This window comes from Methylomonas sp. BW4-1 (assembly GCF_052474385.1).
Map to the genome: position 1 here is coordinate 2165622 of NZ_CP184125.1, position 18689 is coordinate 2184310.

Sequence of the window (18689 nt, forward strand, 5' to 3'; positions counted from 1 at the left end):
ATAACTTACTACAAGGTATAGTTTGATGAAAAGAGTTGGATTTGATGCTGATTGACCAGATGTTGGACCTGAAATAAAGGGACACCCATTTTGATGCCTAAATCTTTAACCTGCTGGCTACGCGCCACCACACAGCCGTCGTTATTGCTGAGCACCATGACCGGTTTGTCATTGAGGTCCGGCCGGAACACCCGCTCGCAACTCACGTAAAAATTGTTGGCGTCCACCAGCGCGATACGTGGTTGTTCGGACATGCTTACACCGGATGAATCACATTGGTGACCGTTCCCCAGAACACGGTTTCCAGGTCCTCGGTCAAGGGAATATCCGGATACGCCGGGTTTTCGGCTTTCAATCGCCATTGGCCGTCAGTAACCATTAGACGTTTCACCGTCAACTCACCATTGACCGCGCAGATCACGATCTTATCGGGCATCGGCTCCTTGGAACGGTCGACCACCAGAATGTCATTGGGATGGATGCCGGCACCCAACATGGAATCGCCTTGGGCGCGCACAAAAAAAGTCGCCGCCGGCTTTTGAATCAGCAATTCCTCCAAATCCAGGGTCTTTTCCACATAATCATCGGCCGGCGATGGAAAACCCGCGGCTACTTTGCTGATGAACAGCGGCAATCGTCGTTTCTTTTCCGGTTTGGCAAGATGAAACCAAGCCAATCCGTCACGGATTGGGGGTAACGGTTGTGCGGGGTTGAGGATCGAAAATGGTAATGATTCGGTCATGGGCATCACGGTGAACGACAAACTATTGATGACATAAGACTACCATCGAAAACGCAAACGTTCTATGATTGTTCTTAATTTAGTTGAGCCGTATTTTTTGCCACATGAGCGCCTTAACCCGAAAACAACAGGCCATTTTGGATTGCTTGCTGGACAACCAGGCGCAGTTTCCACGGCCACCGTCGTTGAACGAACTGTGTCAGGCACTCGGCTTGAGATCGCGGGGCTCGTTACATTTGAACCTAAGGGGATTGATCGACGCCGGTTTTGTTGAAACTATGGGGCACAAACATCGAGGGGTTCGGTTGACGGAAAAGGCCTTCGCATTGCGTGAATCTGGCCAACATCGGCCTCACGCGTTGCCCTTGGTAGGCAGCATTGCCGCCGGCAAACCGATCGAAGCGATTGAGCATACCGAATGGGTCAATGTCCCCGATCAAATTCGCACCGAACAATCCTGTTATGTGCTCAAAGTTAAGGGGGATTCCATGATTGAAGCAGGCATACTGGATGGCGATTGGGTGATCATCGAACAACGCAGTTACGCCGACAACGGTGACATTGTCGTCGCGCTCATCGACAATCAGGAGGCTACCTTGAAATATATCGAGCAAACAGGGGATGAGGTGTTTTTGATTCCCGCCAATTCCAGCATGGAAGCCATGCGTTTCCATCCATCGCAAGTCAGCATTCAAGGCGTACTGGTGGGCCAGATGCGCAGTTACCGTTAGGACTGGACTATGCAACCATTAGCCTTTGTGGACCTGGAAACCACCGGTGGTTCTGCCACGAAAGACCGTATTACCGAGATCGGCATTGTCCTGGTGGATGACGATGGCGTGCGGGAATGGAGCCAACTGGTACATCCGCAAATGCGAATTCCGTTGTTCATCGAACAGATGACCGGCATCAGCAACGCCATGGTCGAAAACGCACCCAGCTTTGAACAAGTGGCCAAGGACGTGGATGCCTTATTGCAAGGCCGGCTGTTCATTGCCCACAACGCCCGCTTTGATTATGGCTTCCTGAAAAATGAATTTAAACGGGTTGGCCTAGTGTTTAAACCCCAGGTGTTATGCACGGTCAAATTATCGCGGGCGCTTTATCCGCAGTACCACCGGCACAATCTGGATAGCCTGATCGAACGCCATCAGCTGACAGCCAAGGAACGCCACCGCGCACTAGCGGATGCCCAATTGATTCATCAGTTTTGGCAGCATGCGAATCAGCAGTTTTCTGCCAATGCCATCGAAGCCACGGTAAAAAATCTGGTGCAACGTTCCAGCCTACCGTCGCAGTTGGATCCCAACCTGATTCATGAGCTGCCAGAGGGGGCAGGCGTATATTTGTTTTATGGCGAGAACGATTTACCGCTGTACATCGGCAAAAGCGTCAATATCCGCCAGCGCGTCCTATCGCACTTTGCCGCAGACCATCGCCACGCCAAGGAAATGAGCTTGTCGCAGCAAACCAAGCGTATTGACTGGATCGAAACCGGCGGTGAACTGGGCGCGTTATTGACCGAGGCCAAGCTGATCAAACAAATGACACCGGTGCATAACCAACGTCTGCGGCGTAAAAATGCACTGTGTGCTTGGCAACTCGAGCAAAAACAGGATCAGTTGTTGCCGCGTCTGACTTGGGCCAACGATCTGGACTTTGGCGTGCAGGACAATCTGTACGGTCTCTACAGCAACCAACGCGATGCTCAAAAAGCCCTTCGCAGTTTGGCTGAGCAACATCAGCTTTGTCTGGGTGTGCTGGATCTTGAAAAAATCGGTAATGGCAAACCGTGCTTTGCACATCAACTCAAACGCTGTCGGGGCGCCTGTGTCGGCAAGGAATCCGGCTTGGAACATGCCGCGCGGTTACTGACCGCCATGAGCAAACTCAAACTGAGCAGTTGGCCTTACCCGGGCGCCATTGGTATTCGAGAGGAAGACGATTTGCACGTGATCGATCACTGGTGTTATCTCGGCACGGCGCACAGTGAAGAAGACATCCGCGAACTGCTGGAGCAAGGCAGACCAGCGTTTGACCGAGATACTTATATGACGTTGGTTAAAGCGTTAAAGAAAACTCAGGTCGTGCATTTACGCTCGAAGCCACCCCATGAATCCATCCGCAGGAGACATTCCGATGCCTGATTCAACTGTACGCCGCTTGAATCCGAACAAATTGCTGTTGAGCAAATGGACTGCCGCTAAGCCCCAAAACAAGGAAAAGCATTTTCTGGTTACCCAGCTAATCAAGCCCGAATTGCCGGATTCGCCTATCGAACACATTGAATTGGAAGCGATCTATTCACACCGCAGCTTTATCCTGCCCTGGCGAGACTTGGCCGATACTGGGCAATGGTTACAAGGTTGGCAGTAAACCAGATCGGGTAGAAAAGCATGTGCGGACGATTTCAGCTAACTGCGTCACCTGAAGAAATTGCCGAACATTTCCAACTCTCGCGCCTGCCCAAATATCAGCCCAGCTACAACATCACGCCGGCGCGGAGAATTCTCTGTATTGTCGAATTGGAGGACAAATCGCTAAAGGCGGTGAATTTGTTCTGGGGCTTGGTGCCGTCCTGGTCCAAAGACACCAAAAACAGCCATCACCTGATCAATGCGCGTGCCGAAACGATTCGCGAAAAACCATCCTTCCGGGCCGCATTTCAAAAACGGCGCTGCCTGATCGTCGCACAAGGTTTTTATGAATGGCAGAAATTGAATTCGGGCAAGCAGGCTTTTCATATTCATCGTCAGGACAATCAGTTATTCGTCTTTGCCGGTTTATGGGAACAGTGGCAACACGTAGCCGAAACGCTGTATTCCTGCACGATCATTACCACGGCAGCGAATGAGCTAATGCAGCCCATTCATGAGCGAATGCCAGTGATCATGCCGGCAGGCTGTTATCACTACTGGCTCAACAAAACCTCTAATACAGATGACGCCTATGACTTACTTGAAAACTCAGCTTACGCCAATATGGTTACAACGCCGATCGGCGATTGGGTGAATAATCCTAGACACGAAGATATTCGATGTATTGAGCCAACAGTGAAGTAGAAAATCATAAGCTGCTTTTTGAGTTATGACAGATTTTGCTCTAACAGAGACTATGCTGCTATCGTTTCAATTCAGAATGAAATGACAATTTAATCCGAGGAGCAGTCCGTGACGAAAAGGGTAATTTTCTGTTTGCTAATAATCCTGACCGAATCCGCCACAGCAGCGATTGGGGGCGGTGACAACATCGATTTCGCACCACTCCCCAATGAGTTTTGCAATGACGATGCTCGACAAAAACATAAAAACCTCTTGAGTCAATACCCCAAAGACGAAGGAATCATCAAACTCAATGCCTATTTCATTGGGCTTTGCCAATTGGTAGTAGATGGAAAAATATCGGAGCATGACGCCAGCATTTTTTGGGCAGAACAGCGAAACGAATTACTTCAGAAACGGCAAACACTAAAAAAATAACGCGGGTTTGGTGAAATTGCTTTTAATGATCTGTTCGACGCTATCGACCCCAAGTTGACATTTGAAGCATTGCGCTCAATGTCGGGTGGGCTTCAAATAGCAGCCATTCAACGCAAAGCTAAGCCGACCGCTGGAGCGTAGCGGAAGCGGGTCGGTTTGAGCGAAATGTTAGGCTATTGGTGGAAGCACATCTTGAAATAATATGCCAAGCAGTTGGTTACCTTCGACACCGCTCCAGTCCTGAGCCAGTTCAGCCAGCAGCGTGTTCGTCGCGGTGAGAATTACGCCTTCGCGTTCCATGCGCCGCCGAGCCATCTCTTCGGAAAGTTCGTAAGGCGATCCCGAAGCGTCCATGACTGCTTGCACTTGGTAGCCCTCGCGCCGCGCACTGATTGATGGAAAAACCAAGCATACGTCGGTGGTCACACCGGCCATAATGAGGTTCCTGCGGCCTGTCGCTTCGACTGCTTTTTTGAAATGCGGGTCATCCCAAGCATTAACAATACCGGTACGCTGAATTCGGGCCGTGAACGCCTCAGGACAAATCTGTTCGAGCTCCGGGAGCAAAGGCCCCTGGACGTTCTCTTCCTGCGAACTGGTAAGAACGACAGGGATATTCAAAGCCTTGGCTGCTTTGGCAAGGGCTAAGGTATTCCGCTTGGCCACTTCAAGCGGGATATTTTTAATCAGCTTCATTGTTCCGACTTGATGGTCGATAAGTACCACAGCACTGTCTGCGGATGAAAATGTACCGGTCATTTGCGATTTTCCTAAAAAGGGTAACTATAAAAATATCAACCAATTAATGCGTTAACATAGGCAAGAACCCTACCACGTTTCGCCGAAGGGTCTGGCTTCGACCTCGAAAGACCACGCCGAACGGGGTTGGGTACAAAGATGCTCTATCGTTGCTGCGATGTCGGCGGGATTGACAAAAAAGTCGTCGTTTTTGTCGGGCATTTTTTCCCGCGTAGCCGGAAGGTTTACAACGCCATCGATAATAAGCAGCGAAACATGGATTCCAAAAGGCCAAAGATGGCGCGCCATGGATTCCGCCAACGCGCGTTGCGCCGCTTTAGCGGGTGAAAAAGCGGCGGTTCTTGCGCCGCCACGCCGTGAAGCGGTTGCGCCCACAAAAACAATATTACCCGAGCCATTTTCTTTCATCGCGGGGATAACTTGCTGGGCGGCATACAGAGCGCCAAGCGCATTGACTTTCCAGTTGGCCTCGAAAGAGGCGGCGGTAATTTCTTCAATCGTACCCCACGAACCCGCACCCGCATTGTAAATTAAGCAGGTTACCCCGCCTAACTGATTGCGTACCTGAGCGAACGCTGCTTGCACGTCTTGTTCATTGGTGACATCGCAGGCAATAGCAATTGCATCGTTCAGCTCGCCAGCCAATTTCGATGTGAACTCTAAGTTACGCGCTAGAAGTGCGACACTATGTCCGGTTTCCGAAAACTTACGCGCGATGGCTGCTCCGTTTCCTTCACCAACGCCGATAACAACACAAACAGGCTTATTCATTTAGGAGAACCTCGTAAAATTTTCAACATATCAGGAGCAAAAAATTAAGCCGTACCGCGAAGCGGGTTAGACTTGAATGAACTGTTAAGCTGATACCGGTTACTTCTGCGGGTTGTCACGGCGGAGCAACTCCCACTCCTCCACGATCATGCCGTCAGGCAGATGGCACATGCCTTTCTCCCCAGACGCTTCTTTGACAATTTCAAGTTTGCCGCCTTTTTTCATGCAATATTCGGAAGCAGGATTAGCGATTGCCACAGATGGGCTAGCTTGCTTGGAGCTACAACCGCTGAGCAATGCAAGCGCAAAGATGCTGGAGAACAATACGCACTTCTTGGAAGAAATCTTCATGGGGCCTCTCGATGTGTTGGCAGCCTAACGATAAGGGTAACTTGACGGCAAAAGCGTAGCGACGATAGGAGCGTAGCTTTTGACGTTCAAGTTGACCCGCTGGTTAGCACTCATTTCGCGACCTCTGCTGAATAATGCTCAGTGTGTTGATCGGAAAGTGGTTCAACCTTGAAGCTATAGTCCACAAGCTCTGGGTTGTCTGATGTAACAACGATTCTGAACCGGTTTGCCTCAAACCAACCCGCGCCAGTTGCCGATGCGTCTCGAACCACCAGTCCCTTGGGAAGAGTAAACAGAACCTTGTTTGAACCAAATAAACCAACCTTGATGTCCTGGGACAACACGCCGATTTTCCCATTGGCCACTTCGGCGCAACCTTGGAGAACAACATAAAGCAGCAACCCACCAAGAATGAGGTTTAGTGTTATCGAGAAAATAAGCGCAAATGTCTTCATGACCTTTGAATGCTAACGTCACCGCTGAGCTGCGCGCATTAGTGCGTCGGCTCCAGCGGTTTGATGGGCACTCAGGGCCTTAGCTCGATTACCGTGCCGTCTTGCACCGTCTGCCATAACTCCTCCATTTCCTCGTTCGTAACCGCGATACACCCAAGCGTCCAGTCTGCAAGCCGATGCAGCTTGCCCAGCCACCCAACGCCATTACGTAACCCATGAATCATGATATCTCCTCCAGGGGCTTCTCCCTGTTTCCGTGCTGCCTCCGTGTCAGCGGGGCTTGGGTACGAGACATGCAAGGCCCGGAAATACCCGCTATCAGCTTTGCGGTAATCGATTATGTACTGCCCTTCGGGAGTCTTCTTGTCGCCTTCGCTGCGTTTCGCGCCAGCGGGCACTCGGCCTAAAGCCACTTTGTAGGTCTTTAACAGCTGGCCTTGGCTATAAACCGCTAGTTCGCGCTTGGATTTTTCCAATACTACGAGATCTGCCCATGCTTCGCTAGGTAGTGGGTTCTCTAGATGGTTCGCCCAGACAAGAACAGCGCCAATAAGTGACAGAAAAACAGCCGAAAAGGTGAGCCGTCGTTTCATTCCGTTCCTTCTGTCCAACGTGGAGTTAACCCACCGCCCCGTTTTTGGGCGGCCTGGTTGAATGTAAGGGTGGGCATCATTTGAACTACACAGCCAGTTCAGATGGAATAGAACTGACGACTCCAATGGCTAACCATAGTGCGCCCATTGTTGAAATGTGCAGGCCACCGGTACCCAGAAGTTGCAGCAATATTCCAGTAATGCGGATTTCCGCTTCATCAGTGGAAACGAAGACAATAAAACCAGCTGGGGCGACGACTACAAAGAAACCAAGGCAAAACAATCTCCATTCAACTAACCAGTGGAGTATGGTTTTCAGCCAAGCGAGAAGGTTTCTCATGAGGATACGGTGCCTGCCAGCAATGATGCCCAACGTAAAGCTAAGGGCCGGGCGCGATAGCCACCGTCCCGCTTGAGCGCTATGTTATGCGTGATGTTTGATTTTACTTCCATACACTTTTTTGATGGGAATCAATTCCAAATCTATTCCTTCCAAGCACCGGACATTGACCGCCCATCCATCGAAAGGCTTCGAACCTTCGAGAATTTCTTCAGGCGTTGGATCACTTGGGCGTCTGAACGGGAGGATGCCGCACGTGGGACAAAAGAAATCTTTCGCCGTTTTGCTTCCCCATTGATACAAAACAAGGTCTTCCCATGGGGTAAGCAAATTTAGTTTCTCTTTCGGAATCCGATGATTCAAGGCTCCACGTTTTTTACAAATAGAGCAATCGCAAACACGCACGTGATCTATTTCAGCCTCAATTTCGAAGCGAACCCTTCCGCAATGGCACGAACCGTTGTATTTAGTCATTACACATAATTCTCCGTGAGGCATAACGTTACGGTAAGGGGCGTGCCGCCAACGAAAGCGAAACGAAGCCGCCGAACCCTGGATAAAAACCAAGCTTCAAAACAGCCAACGGGCGGCGCGTCCCTTTGACCGACTTGTTAGGCTCGGCAACACCCGCCAAAGCCAAATTGCTACCTGAAAAATGGCTGATTAAAAACATAAGATTATGCATTAACCCGCTGTATTTCTTTTGCCATTTTGACCAATTCAAAAGATTCTCCATTTGATAAGCACTGCTTAAATCTCCCAAATTCAGAAAAACCACCTTTTTTGTAAAATGGCTCACCAGAAAGTGTGGCTGTCAGATACAAAGCCTGAATGCCCCTCTGTAAACATTTATTTTCGCATGTGGCCAAGAGGAGCGTGGCAACACCTCTTCGGGCAAAATCTGGATGCACGAAAAAGCCCCTTATTTCTGCTTTTTGGGGTTCAGAAACATCAATTGCCCAACCTCCGCAACCGATGATTTTCTTTTCGTACTCGGCGACAAGAAAACTGCCGGCGGCAATCAATTCTTCTATGCCCCTTACTAACTCCAACGCCGTTTCAATTTCTGCTTGTTTATAGTATTGCGACTGAAGTATTCGGGCAGATTTGGAAATTAGTGCCCGAATATGGGCGAAATTTTCCAAATTAGCTTCATAGATGCGTGGATTCATAAACTCTTGTTAGGCCAAAATACTGTGTTGGATATTGCTAGAAAAATGAGCGAGTAGTTGCGGAAGCTGCGACATGTCGTCAAATGGAGTTCCGCCTTGGTATGACACGGTTTCACCATTTGGCACATACTGGAATGCTTTCATTCCAGCAGCTTCGGCAGCTTCAATCCCCGCGTCACTATCTTCTACAACTACGCATTGGCTGGGCATAAAGCCCATTGCACTTGCTGCGTATTGGAATAGGCCTGGCTCCGGCTTCCAAGAGCCAACCTCATACGAGCTGAAGATGTCATCTCCAAAGTAAGGCGCGAGGCCGCTAACTTGCAATGCCTGACGAATTTTCAAAGGCGGCCCGCTTGAGGCAATGCACTTGGGGAAGTTCGTGGCTTCGAGCATTTCAAGAACGCCGGGCATAGGTTTTAGCTCACGAGAGAAGAGTTCCACAACACGCTGGCGATAATGCTGTTCAAACGTGTCTGGTAGAGACTGGCAAAGCCGACTTTCAATATCAACAAGAATTGAGGCTAGCTTTTTGCCGCGATACCGCTGGATCAATGACTCTACAGTATCATTCAATTGTGGAAGCAGATCGAGAAACGCTTGATTGCAAAGTCCCTCACTGTCAACGAGCGTACCGTCCAAATCAAAAATTATACAGATATTAGCCATTTATCGAGAAGCCTAACGCCCAGCTAAGGGGCTGGTTTGGAGCGTAGCGGAAAACCAGTCCCGCTTGAGCTGATTGTTATGTGCGACCACTATGAAAGGGCCTCTTTAGAACTCATTGTAGGTTCAGTATTGCCAAATGCTGGGGATCTATCACCATCATAAGGCTCCAGATTTACCCATGACTGAATAATATTGATTTCGTTTTCCATAAATATGGTTGTCTTGATTGAATGCACCAAATAGCGAATTGGGTTGTTTTCTGATGCCAACTGACCAACACCACGCAACCTTCTCCAACCATGATCATCAAATCTTTGCCCAACAAATAGATTAGGGAAAGGAGTATCTGAAACAAATGATGCAACTGGCTCATGTTCGCCAGAGATATCACAAACAAATAGCTGATATTCAGATTTCACGATTACTCCTTTCTAGCACATAACAAGTTATTAGATAGTTCCGTATATCTACCATAAAAGCTGCGCTGCTCAAATAAATTTGTGATTAGCAAGGATTTTTCCTTTCTGTATATCATTCACACTATATCAAAATCAGCTTTGGAGGTTGCCATGTTAGCCGTTCCCGCATCTCTTAGCCAGGCATTTGAAACACAACTCCATCAGCGCAATGTACCCGAACAACAGCGCCGAGATTTTCATAAATGGTTTCGGTTTTATCTGGACTTTTGTAACAAGTACGGAGCAAACCCAAAGCTCACTGCAAGCTTTGCTCCATTTGACGAAAAGTTGAAAAGTAAAGGTCAGTCTGAAACACAACGACAACAAGCTCGCCGAGCCGTAGCCATCTATTACCGCATGATCGGCGCGATTAAATCAACATCAACGCCTTCCAGCGATTCATTACCTGATCAGTCATTAACATCGAAGCGATTAGCTGAACCCTATCAGAGTCCTGTCAACCAGACCGTTACGACACGACCCGTACCAGAAACCACGAAGCCTTCGCCTGTCGACGAGTCGCCAAAGTTAACCGGTGCCACTTGGGTGACGGTGTACGAACAACTGCAAGCCGCTATCAAGGTTCGTCATTATTCAAACAAAACTTGGCAAGCGTACCGTTACTGGTTGCAGCAATTTCAAACCTACACGAAAAGCAAAGATGCCCGTTTGCTGGACATGGACGATGTGAAATCTTTTTTGAGCCATCTCGCCATGAATAAGCAGGTTGCCGCTTCCAGTCAGAATCAAGCTTTCAATGCGTTACTGTTCTTGTTCAAACATGTATTGCTAAAAGAATTCGGAAAAGTCGAGGGTGTGGTGCGGGCCAAGCGTCGTCCTTATATTCCTGTGGTGTTATCGCGCCCGGAAGTTGATCGAATTATTGGTATATTGGAACCGCCTTATGACTTGGTCGCCAAGTTGTTGTACGGTTGTGGCTTACGCCTATTCGAGTGCCTGAAACTACGAGTGCAGGATTTAAATTTTGACCTGCAGGTATTGACAGTGCATGACGGAAAAGGCCAGAAAGATCGAACGCTACCAATGCCGGAGGTCTTAACAACTGAATTGGCTGCTCAAGTAGAGCGAGTCGCCGCCTTGCATGAACAAGATGTGGCAGCGAAGACTGGCGGTGTGTTCTTGCCTAAATCGCTGGATGCCAAATATAAGAACGCCGCTAAAGAATTTGCCTGGCAATGGTTGTTTCCGGCGAAATCCCTCACGTTGGTTCCGTCCAGTCAAGAATATCGGCGTTGGCATTTGCACGAATCCCATGTGCAACAGGCCATTAAATTGGCGGTGCGCAGAAGCCGAATTGCGAAACGTGCGTCGGCACATACGTTTCGCCATAGCTTTGCCAGTCACCTTTTGCAAGCCAATGTCGATATTCGTACCATTCAAGAACTATTAGGTCACAGTGATTTGCGAACGACCATGATTTACACGCATACCGTGCCTAGTCGGACGATCAAGGAAGCGAAAAGCCCGCTGGATTTCTGAAGCTAAACCGTCGGCGGCAATGTGCCAGTTTGCAGTCATTCCTCAATGATTGTTCTGTGGCCGCTTGTGGCCGATCTCGACGAGTACAGCGTAAACAATAGTCACGTATTTTCGTTCAGCCTAGCCGACAAATGAGTGATCCTGCGCTGTGATTGCTGATTCTTCACAGCCATCGCCAGCGCTTTGGGCTGGGCAATCACTACGACCAATTGTTTGCCACGAGTGACGCCGGTATACAGTAGATTGCGTTCCAGCAGCATAAAGTGCTGCATGGCCATCGGAATCACTACCACCGGATATTCAGAGCCTTGCGATTTGTGCACGCTGGTTGCATAAGCCAGTGTAATTTCGTCCAGATCGCTGAATTCGTAGTCGACCTCCTGATCGTCGAATAAGATCTTGACCTGGCTTTCCTCAAGATCAATGCTTTTGATCACGCCAATGTCGCCGTTGAAGACTTCTTTGTCGTAGTTGTTGATCCGCTGAATGACTTTATCGCCCGGCGCATAGGTATTCCCGAAACGGGTAATCTTGGGTTCGCTGTGCCCATTTAACCGTGTTTGCAATTCGATATTCAACGACCTCGCTCCCAGACCACCACGATTCATGGGCGTCAGAATTTGCACGTCGTTGACTGGATGAAAGTTGAAGCGCTGCGGAATCCGTTCGAGGACGACTTGCATCAATTTAGCGAAAATTTCCTCGGGTGTTTCGGCGTAAAGGCAATAAAAGTCGCTGAGGCTTTCAGTTTTATCCACTACCGGCATTTGCCCGTGGTTAATCCGATGCGCATTCGTGATGATTTTGGAAGTACTGGCCTGGCGGAAAATTTCGGTCAGACGCACGGTGGCAATTTGACCAGAATCAATGATGTCGGCCAGCACCGATCCGGGTCCGACCGAAGGTAATTGATCAACATCACCGACGATTAAAACCGCGGCTTCCGTCGGTATGGCTTTTAACAACTGATTCATCAGCACCACGTCCATCATCGAGGACTCATCAATCACCAAGCAATCGAGGTCTAGCGGGTTTTCGTCGTTATGCTTGAATGCGAACTGCGTCGGATCGAACTCCAGTAAACGATGCACCGTTTTTGCTTCCATACCAGTCGATTCAGTTAAGCGTTTTGCCGCTCGTCCCGTCGGCGCACACAAACCGATTCGCACCCGTTTGGCTTTGAGAATCTTGAGCAGACTGTTGACCAGCGTGGTTTTACCGACACCAGGCCCACCTGTGATCACCGAGACTTTATGCTGAAGCACTAATCGAACCGCAGACGCTTGCGACTGCGACAAGGTCATGCCAGTTTGCTCTTCCACCCAGGGAATGGCTTTATCGGCGTCAATTACACCCCAAGGTGCATCGCCTTGATTTAATCGGTTCAGGTTGGCGGCACAACCTATTTCAGCGCGGTGTAAAGGCGTCAGAAAAATGAATTCGTCGCTGCCATCCATTTCGGCGATCAAATTGCCTTCGGTTAATTCCGCCGCAATCGCTTGGTCAATAATCGGCAATGGAATTTCAAGTAATTTCGCCGCCATTTCGCACAGATTGCTCCGAATAGCAGCGCAGTGGCCTTCGCCAGACCATGCCTGCAAGACATGTCGGACACCCGCTTGGGCGCGCAATAGGGATTGCGGGCCGATGCCGAGCTTCTGTGCCAGCGTGTCAGCCGTCTTAAAGCCGATGCCGTGAATATCCAGCGCCAGACGATAGGGATTTTCGCGAACTTTCTCGATAGCCTGCTCACCGTAGGTTTTGTAAATTCGCACCGATCGCGAGGTGCCGACGCCATGGGATTGCAGAAAGACCATGATCTCCCGAATCACTTTCTGTTCAGCCCAGGCACTGGTTACACGCTCCTGGCGTTTCTTACCAATTCCCGGTAATTCCAACAGACGCTCGGGTGTCTGCTCGATCACATCGAACACCCGCTCACCGAAGGCTTTGACCAGCTTCTTGGCAAAATGGGGACCGATACCTTTGACCATCCCGGAGCCGAGGTATTTTTCGATGCCGTCCAACGTGGACGGCGGCACGATTTTTAATGAAATGGTTTTGAATTGCTGGCCATGTTGGCGATCGTTAACCCAGCAACCCAGGCATTCGATGTATTCACCCGCTGTGACGCTGGCAGCCGAACCGATTACAGTAATCAGTTCCCGATAACCTTTGACCTTGACCCGCAACACGCAAAAACCCGAGGCCTCGCTATGGAACGTCACGCGTTCGATACTGCCTTGCAGGTTTTCGATGGGATTGTCGGCAGACGATGACGCCATCTGGGCGATCATTGACCGCTATTCCTCATCCTGTTCGATAAACAGTGACGCTTGCGTGGGATTCGTGTCATAGCCCGTACTATCGATGACAGGAAACAACTGCTGATAATGCACCAGCCAAGTATGCTGTTCACTGATCTTGACCGTGGCGGTTTTGGGGTTCAGCCGAATCACTACGCCAAACAGTTCTTGATGGTTACGGTCCTTGAAGCCTACGCGGGCTCCAATGTGCAAAGCGCTGCGGGGAATCCCGGTAGTGTGCGGTTTGGGTTGAATCGCTGTATCAACACCATCCAGATTGATGTAATAAAAAGGGATGTTCCAGTTTTTCTGGTCTTTGACGTTTCTCACCAGGCAACGGGTCTTTTGAATCTTCAAGATCACGGCATCGATCAAGCCGTTGGCTTGTGGGTCGAAATAACTAATCGCTTGGCCGACTTTCAATTGGGCTTTTATCTGCTCTACCCGAACCGGATTGATGAGTTCCTGATAAATGGCAGACTGTAATCGATGTAAATCAAAGAGTGATGCTTTATTGAGCGCTTCAAGTATTGCAGTGTAGTCCATGGCTGACGTCCCCCGTTACAGCGTTTTACCACGATATAAACCACTTTTATAGTGCTAATCAGCGCCATTGAACTTGTCATGCAAATGCCTTACCCACGCAAAAGCCCTATGCAGTGCGTTATACTTTCACTGTTAGCATTCTGGCAGGACGATTCATTTAAGCAGGCGTTATGGACTATCTAAAACTTTGCGTGGGCGAGCGCTTCGATCATGCCCTGCCGGCAGAAGGCATGAGTATTATTCTGGCGAATGGCACGCCGTTGCTGACCTTTAATTTTTCCGTTACCCCGCGCGACATCCAAGCCTTTCTCAATGGCGCTGCCGCGTTTGCATTATTTGCCGAAGGCAGTCTGCTGTTGGTATTGTTTAATATCGAGGACTTTCTGGATTGGTCGGACTTGGCATTTACCATTCATCTAGCCGGTGATGAGACGATTGATGAGGGTGATGCTTTTTTGCCCATAAACTTGGTGTTGGTCGATGCCGACACCAAAATTGTCAAAGGTCTACGCATCGTGACAGTTTCACCGGATTTCAGGTCAAGATTGGCCGAATTGATTCGAAAACAAGCCTCAGAGCCGTTTGATACCCTAGCGTATTATCGTGCCATTGGCCGTCTTTACGAAAGATACCCCGCCGCAAGCGATTTACTTAAACAAGCCGTGATTATTGAACAAGGTGGCAAGACACTACCCGCAAGCCATGGCTAGCGGCATTCATGGACATTTAACCCAGACCCGGTACGAGAATGACGAAATCCCAACTCATCGAAAACATCAGCCTTAGATTGCCTCATCTACTGCAACGTGACGTTGAAATGGCCATTAACATCACCATCGACGCGATGACCCACCATTTGGCCCAAGGTGAACGCATTGAGATTCGTGGATTTGGTGGATTCTCTGTTATTCAACGAGCCGCTCGGATAGGGCGTAACCCCAGGACAGGCGAACAAGTGAGCTTGCCCATTCGGTATACCACGTACTTTAAGCCGGGGCTGAATTTACGTGAGCGTGTGTATCTTTCTAAAAACCGTTTTCCTTTGATTAAGGACTAGCTTCCAGTCATTCTGATTTAATACCACCATCTATACCGATTGCGAAGTTCACTGATTTGGCTTGAATAATGTCGGTAGCATGGGATTTTGGCGGTTGAGAATTCTCACAATTGACCCTTAGCGACGGTCGATTTTTTTGGAGGCTTCGTCTGCTGTAATTCGCTTAACCAACATTCGATATTGTAAATAATGCATATCATCAGTCAACAATTCGAGATAATTCCAATGGATAAAGCACGTTGAATTTAATGGCCAGTTTTGTCAATTCAATATCGCTGGCAACGCCGAGCTTACTTTTGATCAAATAATGACAATTGCCGACGGTTTTGGCGCTGATGTTCAGTACACGAGCAATGTCATCGTGGCTTTGCCCTTCCATTAGTAAACGCAAAATTTCAAACTCGCGTACTGTCAAGGTTTGTAGAGCAATGCGTTCGCTGCCCAGTTTTTCCAGTGCCAGTATTTGAGCGATGTCGGGACTTAATACGTGGCGTCCTGAATATACATCATGAATGGCACGCAACAACACCTCAGGTTCGCTGCTTTTGCTTACATAGCCCAAGGCTCCAGCATGCACGGCTTGCTCGGCAAAGGCAGGGTTTTGGTGCATGCTGAAAACTAGGATTCTTGCGTCGGTGCATCGCTGTTTAATGCGGGAGATCAGCTCAAGACCGCTGCTACCGGGCAGGGAGATATCGGTGATCACTAGGTCAGGTTGGAATTGCTTAAACAGTTGATAGGCTTGAACGGCATTTCCAGCTTCCGCGATCACTTGCAAGCCGTTCTGTTTGGCTAATAATGCGCGGTAGCCTTCACGGACAATGGCATGATCGTCAACCAATAAAATGCTGATCATGCCGCGTGCTCGATAGTGACCGCCATCGGTAAGCAGACCTTAACGATTAAACCGTGTGGGTTGGCAATGGCCAATTGCAGTCGCCCCTGTAAGGCAGTGACGCGTTCGCGGATGCCAAATAAGCCGATTCCGGTGGCATCAGAAAATGGCAACGTCTTGGCTACGCCATTGTCCGTGACTGTCAAAATTGCATACTCTAAACTGACGATCAGACTAATGCTGACATTGGAAGCAGTAGCATGTTTGGCGATATTAGTCAGACATTCCTGAGTAATCCGAAATAAGGTCATGGCCGGAACTTCCGCCAACGATGAGCAATCGCCGCTTATGTCTAATTGAAAGCGAGTCTTGTCGCCACTACGCGCATTCCAGCCGGCAACCAGAGTATTGAGGCTGACAGCTAATCCTAATTCCTCAAATTCGGCCGGACGCAAACGCCCCAGCAAGCCGTGTACGTTCTCCAGCATGTGGGTAGTAATTCGACTAATGTGATCGGTTTCGGCGACCAGCGCCGGGCAGTGTTGTAATGCAGTTTGTTTGATTGAAGCAGCAACAGCATTGATGGCCGCCAGGCATTGGCCGAATTCATCATGCAGTTCCCTTACCAAATAGCGACGCTCGTCTTCCTGTATGTTGATTAACTTCAACACTAGCTTTTGGCGTTCGTTCAGCAATTGTTGCTGACTGTTCGCCAGTTGGTTGATAGCCGCAGCAATACGCTGCCATTCATTTAACTCAAACGCAGGTAAGCGGCAATCAATACGCCCGGATTCCATCTCTTTGACGCCTGCAACGATGGTTTTTGCCGGTTTTAAGACACGGCTGATGCTCCAATACACTAGCAGGCAGACAGCAAAGACTGTAACGCTGGATAAGGTCATCAAGCTCACCATCTTATCCCAAGCTTCGGCAATTTCGAGTTCTGCACTAGGCGTAATCGTCAGGGAACCGTAGACCCTACCATTTAGCGCAATCGGTCGTACCGTCGGCAAACCGGGATTAAAAATCTGCCTATAGCGTGTTTCAAAGAGAGTTGGCCATTTCGCCTGGCTTAGCTTACTTCCGTTACAAAGACTACGTGGCAATGAGCTATCGGCAGGGGTATAACTCACGCAGATACCAGGCTGATTACCGTACTGTTTCCAGTGCTCAAAATCCGGAAAAGCATTGTTTTGACCCAGGCCGGCATTGATCAACAACAACTGCGACTCCAATTGCTTGCCTAATGACTCGGCCAGTAGCCCGGTGGTTTGTTTGGAAACGCAATGACTTTGATACAACACAAAAGCTGCGATTACCAGCAAGCATGCTAAAGCCACCAATGCGATTCGGGTTAGCAATTGTCGTTGTAAATTCATGGCATGACTGCGTGGGAGAGTCTAGTGTTTCTGCATTCTACGAGCCTATATGAATACTGCAAAACGATCTCAGGATACACGGGCAAATTGCCCGATCTTGGTGGGCAAATATCGGCTTACGGTCAGTACAGCATTACATAAGCTATAGGCACCTGAACGACAACCGATCAGGGTAGCACTGTTTTTGTTATTCCCTTCAAGACGAGGATGACCCATGAGCGACTTTCTTTTCAACGATAGCCATATCGACTGGCAAACCCTGGCCAATTTCGAACATTTACAGTATTCGATTCTGGATATTGACACACAGCGTCACATCATAGATGTGTTGTTTAAATTTGCCGCTAACCAGCAAATTGTCTTACACAGGCACAAAGCCTTAAATAAAACCTTTGTCATCCAGGGCGAGCATCGCTTGTATCACGAGGATGGTAGTATCAAGGAAATTAGACCTGTTGGGCAATACACGTCTAGTCCAGCCAGCGATGTACCTCACCGGGAAGGCGGCGGTGAGGTTGATGTTATTGTGCTGTTCAGCATACGCGGTGGCGATGGGGTTTTGTATGAGATTCTCGACAATACACAGAATGTAATCGGCGAACTGACTTGGCAAGATTTTATCGATCTTTATGCCACCCAAACGCAAACTCAACAGGTATAGCAATGAAACAGCAGATCATTTCATTCATCGCTCTGACTCTCTTGTTAATCAGTCATCCTGGTGTAGCCAAACCGCGCATTGCAATATTAAATTTCGAACTTAATGACATTACTTCGCTGCCCAACACAATACAGGAACAACAACGAACGGCAAGTATTCAGCCCTTGTTAGAGCAAGCACTTTTGCTGACTGATAGATTTGATATCATCGAGATCAGTACCAATGCTGAAACTACCGCCAACGCCGGTTTCGGCTACTTATTTAGTCATCATGATTTAGCCGCAAAACTAGGTGAGCAGTTCGGCGCAGACTGGGTAATCGTGGGTCAACATAGCAAACCCAGCTTTCTTTATTCCTATTTGATAGCCGATTTGGTAGAAGTTAAATCTCAAAGACTGGTCTCGCGATTTAATATCGAGTTAAAGGGTAATCATGCAAAAGTCACTCAGCATAGTGTTGCTGCCCTTGCTGATAAGATTTCTAATAGACTTATTGGGCAATAGGTTATATCGATAGATCGATAATGCCATCGCTGTCTGCTATGTAACCTAATCTAAACCTACCTCACAACTAATATTTTCAGCTATTTGAATATCGCAAAGTGGCCTATCACGTT

26 protein-coding genes and 1 pseudogene are annotated in these 18689 nt (G+C 48.8%); 10 read left to right on the plus strand and 17 right to left on the minus strand.

Annotated elements, in window-relative coordinates; all coding sequences use genetic code 11:
* Window positions 1-11: 11 nt before the first annotated feature.
* Both ACH5Y9_RS09900 and ACH5Y9_RS09905 read right to left on the minus strand, forming a co-directional pair.
* Window positions 12-254: pseudogene (locus ACH5Y9_RS09900) on the minus strand (Y-family DNA polymerase); the annotation flags it as partial.
* A gap of 2 nt (window positions 255-256) precedes the next feature.
* Window positions 257-742, minus strand: coding sequence for a LexA family protein (locus ACH5Y9_RS09905; RefSeq protein ID WP_445369478.1), 486 nt, complete (start codon window positions 740-742; stop codon window positions 257-259).
* Between the two features lie 104 nt (window positions 743-846).
* Between ACH5Y9_RS09905 and lexA the strand changes: the two genes are divergently transcribed.
* The 5 genes from lexA to ACH5Y9_RS09930 all read left to right on the plus strand — a co-directional run bounded on the left by lexA (window position 847) and on the right by ACH5Y9_RS09930 (window position 4221).
* The gene (gene lexA, locus ACH5Y9_RS09910; protein WP_445369479.1) at window positions 847-1473 is read left to right on the plus strand and encodes a transcriptional repressor LexA; all 627 of its coding nucleotides are present in this window, start codon (window positions 847-849) and stop codon (window positions 1471-1473) included.
* 9 nt (window positions 1474-1482) lie between these two features.
* Window positions 1483-2889: an exonuclease domain-containing protein gene (locus ACH5Y9_RS09915; RefSeq protein ID WP_445369480.1), complete on the plus strand. Its 1407-nt coding sequence runs from the start codon at window positions 1483-1485 to the stop codon at window positions 2887-2889.
* Complete coding sequence (locus tag ACH5Y9_RS09920) at window positions 2882-3118, plus strand: TIGR02450 family Trp-rich protein (protein ID WP_445369481.1); 237 nt, start codon at window positions 2882-2884, stop codon at window positions 3116-3118. Before ACH5Y9_RS09915 ends, ACH5Y9_RS09920 begins: the two co-directional genes overlap by 8 nt.
* 20 nt (window positions 3119-3138) lie before the next feature.
* Window positions 3139-3804, plus strand: coding sequence for an SOS response-associated peptidase (locus ACH5Y9_RS09925; protein WP_445369482.1), 666 nt, complete (start codon window positions 3139-3141; stop codon window positions 3802-3804).
* A gap of 108 nt (window positions 3805-3912) precedes the next feature.
* Window positions 3913-4221 (plus strand): hypothetical protein, encoded by a 309-nt coding sequence (locus ACH5Y9_RS09930; protein ID WP_445369483.1) that lies wholly within the window; start codon window positions 3913-3915, stop codon window positions 4219-4221.
* A 168-nt stretch (window positions 4222-4389) separates the two neighbouring features.
* On the opposite strand, the gene ACH5Y9_RS09935 is transcribed toward ACH5Y9_RS09930, so the two are convergent.
* The 11 genes from ACH5Y9_RS09935 to ACH5Y9_RS09985 form a co-directional block, all read right to left on the minus strand.
* The gene (locus ACH5Y9_RS09935) at window positions 4390-4980 is read right to left on the minus strand and encodes an isochorismatase family protein (RefSeq protein ID WP_064028467.1); all 591 of its coding nucleotides are present in this window, start codon (window positions 4978-4980) and stop codon (window positions 4390-4392) included.
* A 69-nt stretch (window positions 4981-5049) separates the two neighbouring features.
* On the minus strand, window positions 5050-5751 hold the full coding sequence (locus tag ACH5Y9_RS09940; RefSeq protein WP_064028469.1) for an SDR family NAD(P)-dependent oxidoreductase: 702 nt from the start codon (window positions 5749-5751) through the stop codon (window positions 5050-5052).
* Window positions 5752-5850: 99 nt separating this feature from the next.
* On the minus strand, window positions 5851-6102 hold the full coding sequence (locus ACH5Y9_RS09945; protein ID WP_064028471.1) for a putative hemolysin: 252 nt from the start codon (window positions 6100-6102) through the stop codon (window positions 5851-5853).
* Between the two features lie 110 nt (window positions 6103-6212).
* A complete protein-coding gene (locus ACH5Y9_RS09950; RefSeq protein ID WP_445369484.1) occupies window positions 6213-6557 on the minus strand; it encodes a hypothetical protein in 345 nt (114 codons plus the stop codon).
* A gap of 71 nt (window positions 6558-6628) precedes the next feature.
* Window positions 6629-7150 carry a L,D-transpeptidase family protein gene (locus ACH5Y9_RS09955; protein ID WP_445369485.1) on the minus strand — a complete coding sequence of 174 codons (522 nt, stop codon included), beginning with the start codon at window positions 7148-7150 and terminating at the stop codon, window positions 6629-6631.
* Between the two features lie 85 nt (window positions 7151-7235).
* Window positions 7236-7490 (minus strand): hypothetical protein, encoded by a 255-nt coding sequence (locus ACH5Y9_RS09960; protein ID WP_445369486.1) that lies wholly within the window; start codon window positions 7488-7490, stop codon window positions 7236-7238.
* A gap of 84 nt (window positions 7491-7574) precedes the next feature.
* Window positions 7575-7964, minus strand: coding sequence for a GFA family protein (locus tag ACH5Y9_RS09965; protein ID WP_445369487.1), 390 nt, complete (start codon window positions 7962-7964; stop codon window positions 7575-7577).
* A gap of 28 nt (window positions 7965-7992) precedes the next feature.
* The gene (locus ACH5Y9_RS09970; protein ID WP_445369488.1) at window positions 7993-8163 is read right to left on the minus strand and encodes a hypothetical protein; all 171 of its coding nucleotides are present in this window, start codon (window positions 8161-8163) and stop codon (window positions 7993-7995) included.
* A 4-nt stretch (window positions 8164-8167) separates the two neighbouring features.
* Window positions 8168-8662 carry a GNAT family N-acetyltransferase gene (locus tag ACH5Y9_RS09975; protein WP_445369489.1) on the minus strand — a complete coding sequence of 165 codons (495 nt, stop codon included), beginning with the start codon at window positions 8660-8662 and terminating at the stop codon, window positions 8168-8170.
* A gap of 9 nt (window positions 8663-8671) precedes the next feature.
* On the minus strand, window positions 8672-9331 hold the full coding sequence (locus tag ACH5Y9_RS09980; RefSeq protein WP_445369490.1) for an HAD-IA family hydrolase: 660 nt from the start codon (window positions 9329-9331) through the stop codon (window positions 8672-8674).
* A gap of 89 nt (window positions 9332-9420) precedes the next feature.
* Entirely contained in the window at window positions 9421-9750 is a 330-nt protein-coding gene (locus tag ACH5Y9_RS09985) for a hypothetical protein (RefSeq protein WP_445369491.1), read from the minus strand.
* Between the two features lie 150 nt (window positions 9751-9900).
* On the opposite strand from ACH5Y9_RS09985, the gene ACH5Y9_RS09990 reads away from it, so the two are divergent.
* Window positions 9901-11289, plus strand: a complete 1389-nt coding sequence (locus ACH5Y9_RS09990; RefSeq protein ID WP_064028493.1) for an integron integrase — start codon at window positions 9901-9903, stop codon at window positions 11287-11289.
* A gap of 101 nt (window positions 11290-11390) precedes the next feature.
* On the opposite strand, the gene recD2 is transcribed toward ACH5Y9_RS09990, so the two are convergent.
* Together recD2 and ACH5Y9_RS10000 are read right to left on the minus strand one after the other, a co-directional pair.
* A complete protein-coding gene (gene recD2 / locus ACH5Y9_RS09995; protein WP_445369492.1) occupies window positions 11391-13586 on the minus strand; it encodes an SF1B family DNA helicase RecD2 in 2196 nt (731 codons plus the stop codon).
* Between the two features lie 6 nt (window positions 13587-13592).
* Window positions 13593-14141 (minus strand): hypothetical protein, encoded by a 549-nt coding sequence (locus ACH5Y9_RS10000; protein WP_445369493.1) that lies wholly within the window; start codon window positions 14139-14141, stop codon window positions 13593-13595.
* 170 nt (window positions 14142-14311) lie between these two features.
* On the opposite strand from ACH5Y9_RS10000, the gene ACH5Y9_RS10005 reads away from it, so the two are divergent.
* Window positions 14312-14851: a hypothetical protein gene (locus ACH5Y9_RS10005; RefSeq protein WP_445369494.1), complete on the plus strand. Its 540-nt coding sequence runs from the start codon at window positions 14312-14314 to the stop codon at window positions 14849-14851.
* 38 nt (window positions 14852-14889) lie between these two features.
* On the plus strand, window positions 14890-15198 hold the full coding sequence (locus ACH5Y9_RS10010) for an integration host factor subunit beta (RefSeq protein WP_445369495.1): 309 nt from the start codon (window positions 14890-14892) through the stop codon (window positions 15196-15198).
* Window positions 15199-15397: 199 nt separating this feature from the next.
* Here ACH5Y9_RS10010 and ACH5Y9_RS10015 read toward each other — a convergent pair whose 3' ends face one another.
* Window positions 15398-16054: a response regulator gene (locus tag ACH5Y9_RS10015; RefSeq protein ID WP_445369496.1), complete on the minus strand. Its 657-nt coding sequence runs from the start codon at window positions 16052-16054 to the stop codon at window positions 15398-15400.
* Window positions 16051-17412 (minus strand): sensor histidine kinase, encoded by a 1362-nt coding sequence (locus ACH5Y9_RS10020; protein ID WP_445369497.1) that lies wholly within the window; start codon window positions 17410-17412, stop codon window positions 16051-16053. Before ACH5Y9_RS10020 ends, ACH5Y9_RS10015 begins: the two co-directional genes overlap by 4 nt.
* A gap of 214 nt (window positions 17413-17626) precedes the next feature.
* On the opposite strand from ACH5Y9_RS10020, the gene ACH5Y9_RS10025 reads away from it, so the two are divergent.
* Entirely contained in the window at window positions 17627-18073 is a 447-nt protein-coding gene (locus ACH5Y9_RS10025) for a regulator (RefSeq protein WP_445369498.1), read from the plus strand.
* A 2-nt stretch (window positions 18074-18075) separates the two neighbouring features.
* The gene (locus tag ACH5Y9_RS10030; RefSeq protein WP_445369499.1) at window positions 18076-18576 is read left to right on the plus strand and encodes a DUF2380 domain-containing protein; all 501 of its coding nucleotides are present in this window, start codon (window positions 18076-18078) and stop codon (window positions 18574-18576) included.
* The last annotated feature ends 113 nt before the right edge of the window (window positions 18577-18689 follow it).

Bases quoted from the DNA above. Each gene is read 5' to 3' on its own strand.
- ACH5Y9_RS09965 (WP_445369487.1), bottom strand. From the start codon at position 7,964: ATGACTAAATACAACGGTTCGTGCCATTGCGGAAGGGTTCGCTTCGAA.
- ACH5Y9_RS09990 (WP_064028493.1), top strand. From the start codon at position 9,901: ATGTTAGCCGTTCCCGCATCTCTTAGCCAGGCATTTGAAACACAACTC.
- lexA (WP_445369479.1), top strand. From the start codon at position 847: ATGAGCGCCTTAACCCGAAAACAACAGGCCATTTTGGATTGCTTGCTG.
- ACH5Y9_RS10010 (WP_445369495.1), top strand. From the start codon at position 14,890: ATGACGAAATCCCAACTCATCGAAAACATCAGCCTTAGATTGCCTCAT.
- ACH5Y9_RS10025 (WP_445369498.1), top strand. From the start codon at position 17,627: ATGAGCGACTTTCTTTTCAACGATAGCCATATCGACTGGCAAACCCTG.
- ACH5Y9_RS09970 (WP_445369488.1), bottom strand. From the start codon at position 8,163: ATGTTTTTAATCAGCCATTTTTCAGGTAGCAATTTGGCTTTGGCGGGT.
- ACH5Y9_RS10020 (WP_445369497.1), bottom strand. From the start codon at position 17,412: ATGAATTTACAACGACAATTGCTAACCCGAATCGCATTGGTGGCTTTA.
- ACH5Y9_RS09935 (WP_064028467.1), bottom strand. From the start codon at position 4,980: ATGACCGGTACATTTTCATCCGCAGACAGTGCTGTGGTACTTATCGAC.
- ACH5Y9_RS09960 (WP_445369486.1), bottom strand. From the start codon at position 7,490: ATGAGAAACCTTCTCGCTTGGCTGAAAACCATACTCCACTGGTTAGTT.
- ACH5Y9_RS09905 (WP_445369478.1), bottom strand. From the start codon at position 742: ATGACCGAATCATTACCATTTTCGATCCTCAACCCCGCACAACCGTTA.
- ACH5Y9_RS09925 (WP_445369482.1), top strand. From the start codon at position 3,139: ATGTGCGGACGATTTCAGCTAACTGCGTCACCTGAAGAAATTGCCGAA.
- ACH5Y9_RS09955 (WP_445369485.1), bottom strand. From the start codon at position 7,150: ATGAAACGACGGCTCACCTTTTCGGCTGTTTTTCTGTCACTTATTGGC.
- ACH5Y9_RS10005 (WP_445369494.1), top strand. From the start codon at position 14,312: ATGGACTATCTAAAACTTTGCGTGGGCGAGCGCTTCGATCATGCCCTG.
- ACH5Y9_RS09915 (WP_445369480.1), top strand. From the start codon at position 1,483: ATGCAACCATTAGCCTTTGTGGACCTGGAAACCACCGGTGGTTCTGCC.
- ACH5Y9_RS09940 (WP_064028469.1), bottom strand. From the start codon at position 5,751: ATGAATAAGCCTGTTTGTGTTGTTATCGGCGTTGGTGAAGGAAACGGA.
- ACH5Y9_RS09980 (WP_445369490.1), bottom strand. From the start codon at position 9,331: ATGGCTAATATCTGTATAATTTTTGATTTGGACGGTACGCTCGTTGAC.
- ACH5Y9_RS09920 (WP_445369481.1), top strand. From the start codon at position 2,882: ATGCCTGATTCAACTGTACGCCGCTTGAATCCGAACAAATTGCTGTTG.
- ACH5Y9_RS09945 (WP_064028471.1), bottom strand. From the start codon at position 6,102: ATGAAGATTTCTTCCAAGAAGTGCGTATTGTTCTCCAGCATCTTTGCG.
- ACH5Y9_RS09950 (WP_445369484.1), bottom strand. From the start codon at position 6,557: ATGAAGACATTTGCGCTTATTTTCTCGATAACACTAAACCTCATTCTT.
- ACH5Y9_RS10030 (WP_445369499.1), top strand. From the start codon at position 18,076: ATGAAACAGCAGATCATTTCATTCATCGCTCTGACTCTCTTGTTAATC.
- ACH5Y9_RS09975 (WP_445369489.1), bottom strand. From the start codon at position 8,662: ATGAATCCACGCATCTATGAAGCTAATTTGGAAAATTTCGCCCATATT.
- recD2 (WP_445369492.1), bottom strand. From the start codon at position 13,586: ATGATCGCCCAGATGGCGTCATCGTCTGCCGACAATCCCATCGAAAAC.
- ACH5Y9_RS10015 (WP_445369496.1), bottom strand. From the start codon at position 16,054: ATGATCAGCATTTTATTGGTTGACGATCATGCCATTGTCCGTGAAGGC.
- ACH5Y9_RS10000 (WP_445369493.1), bottom strand. From the start codon at position 14,141: ATGGACTACACTGCAATACTTGAAGCGCTCAATAAAGCATCACTCTTT.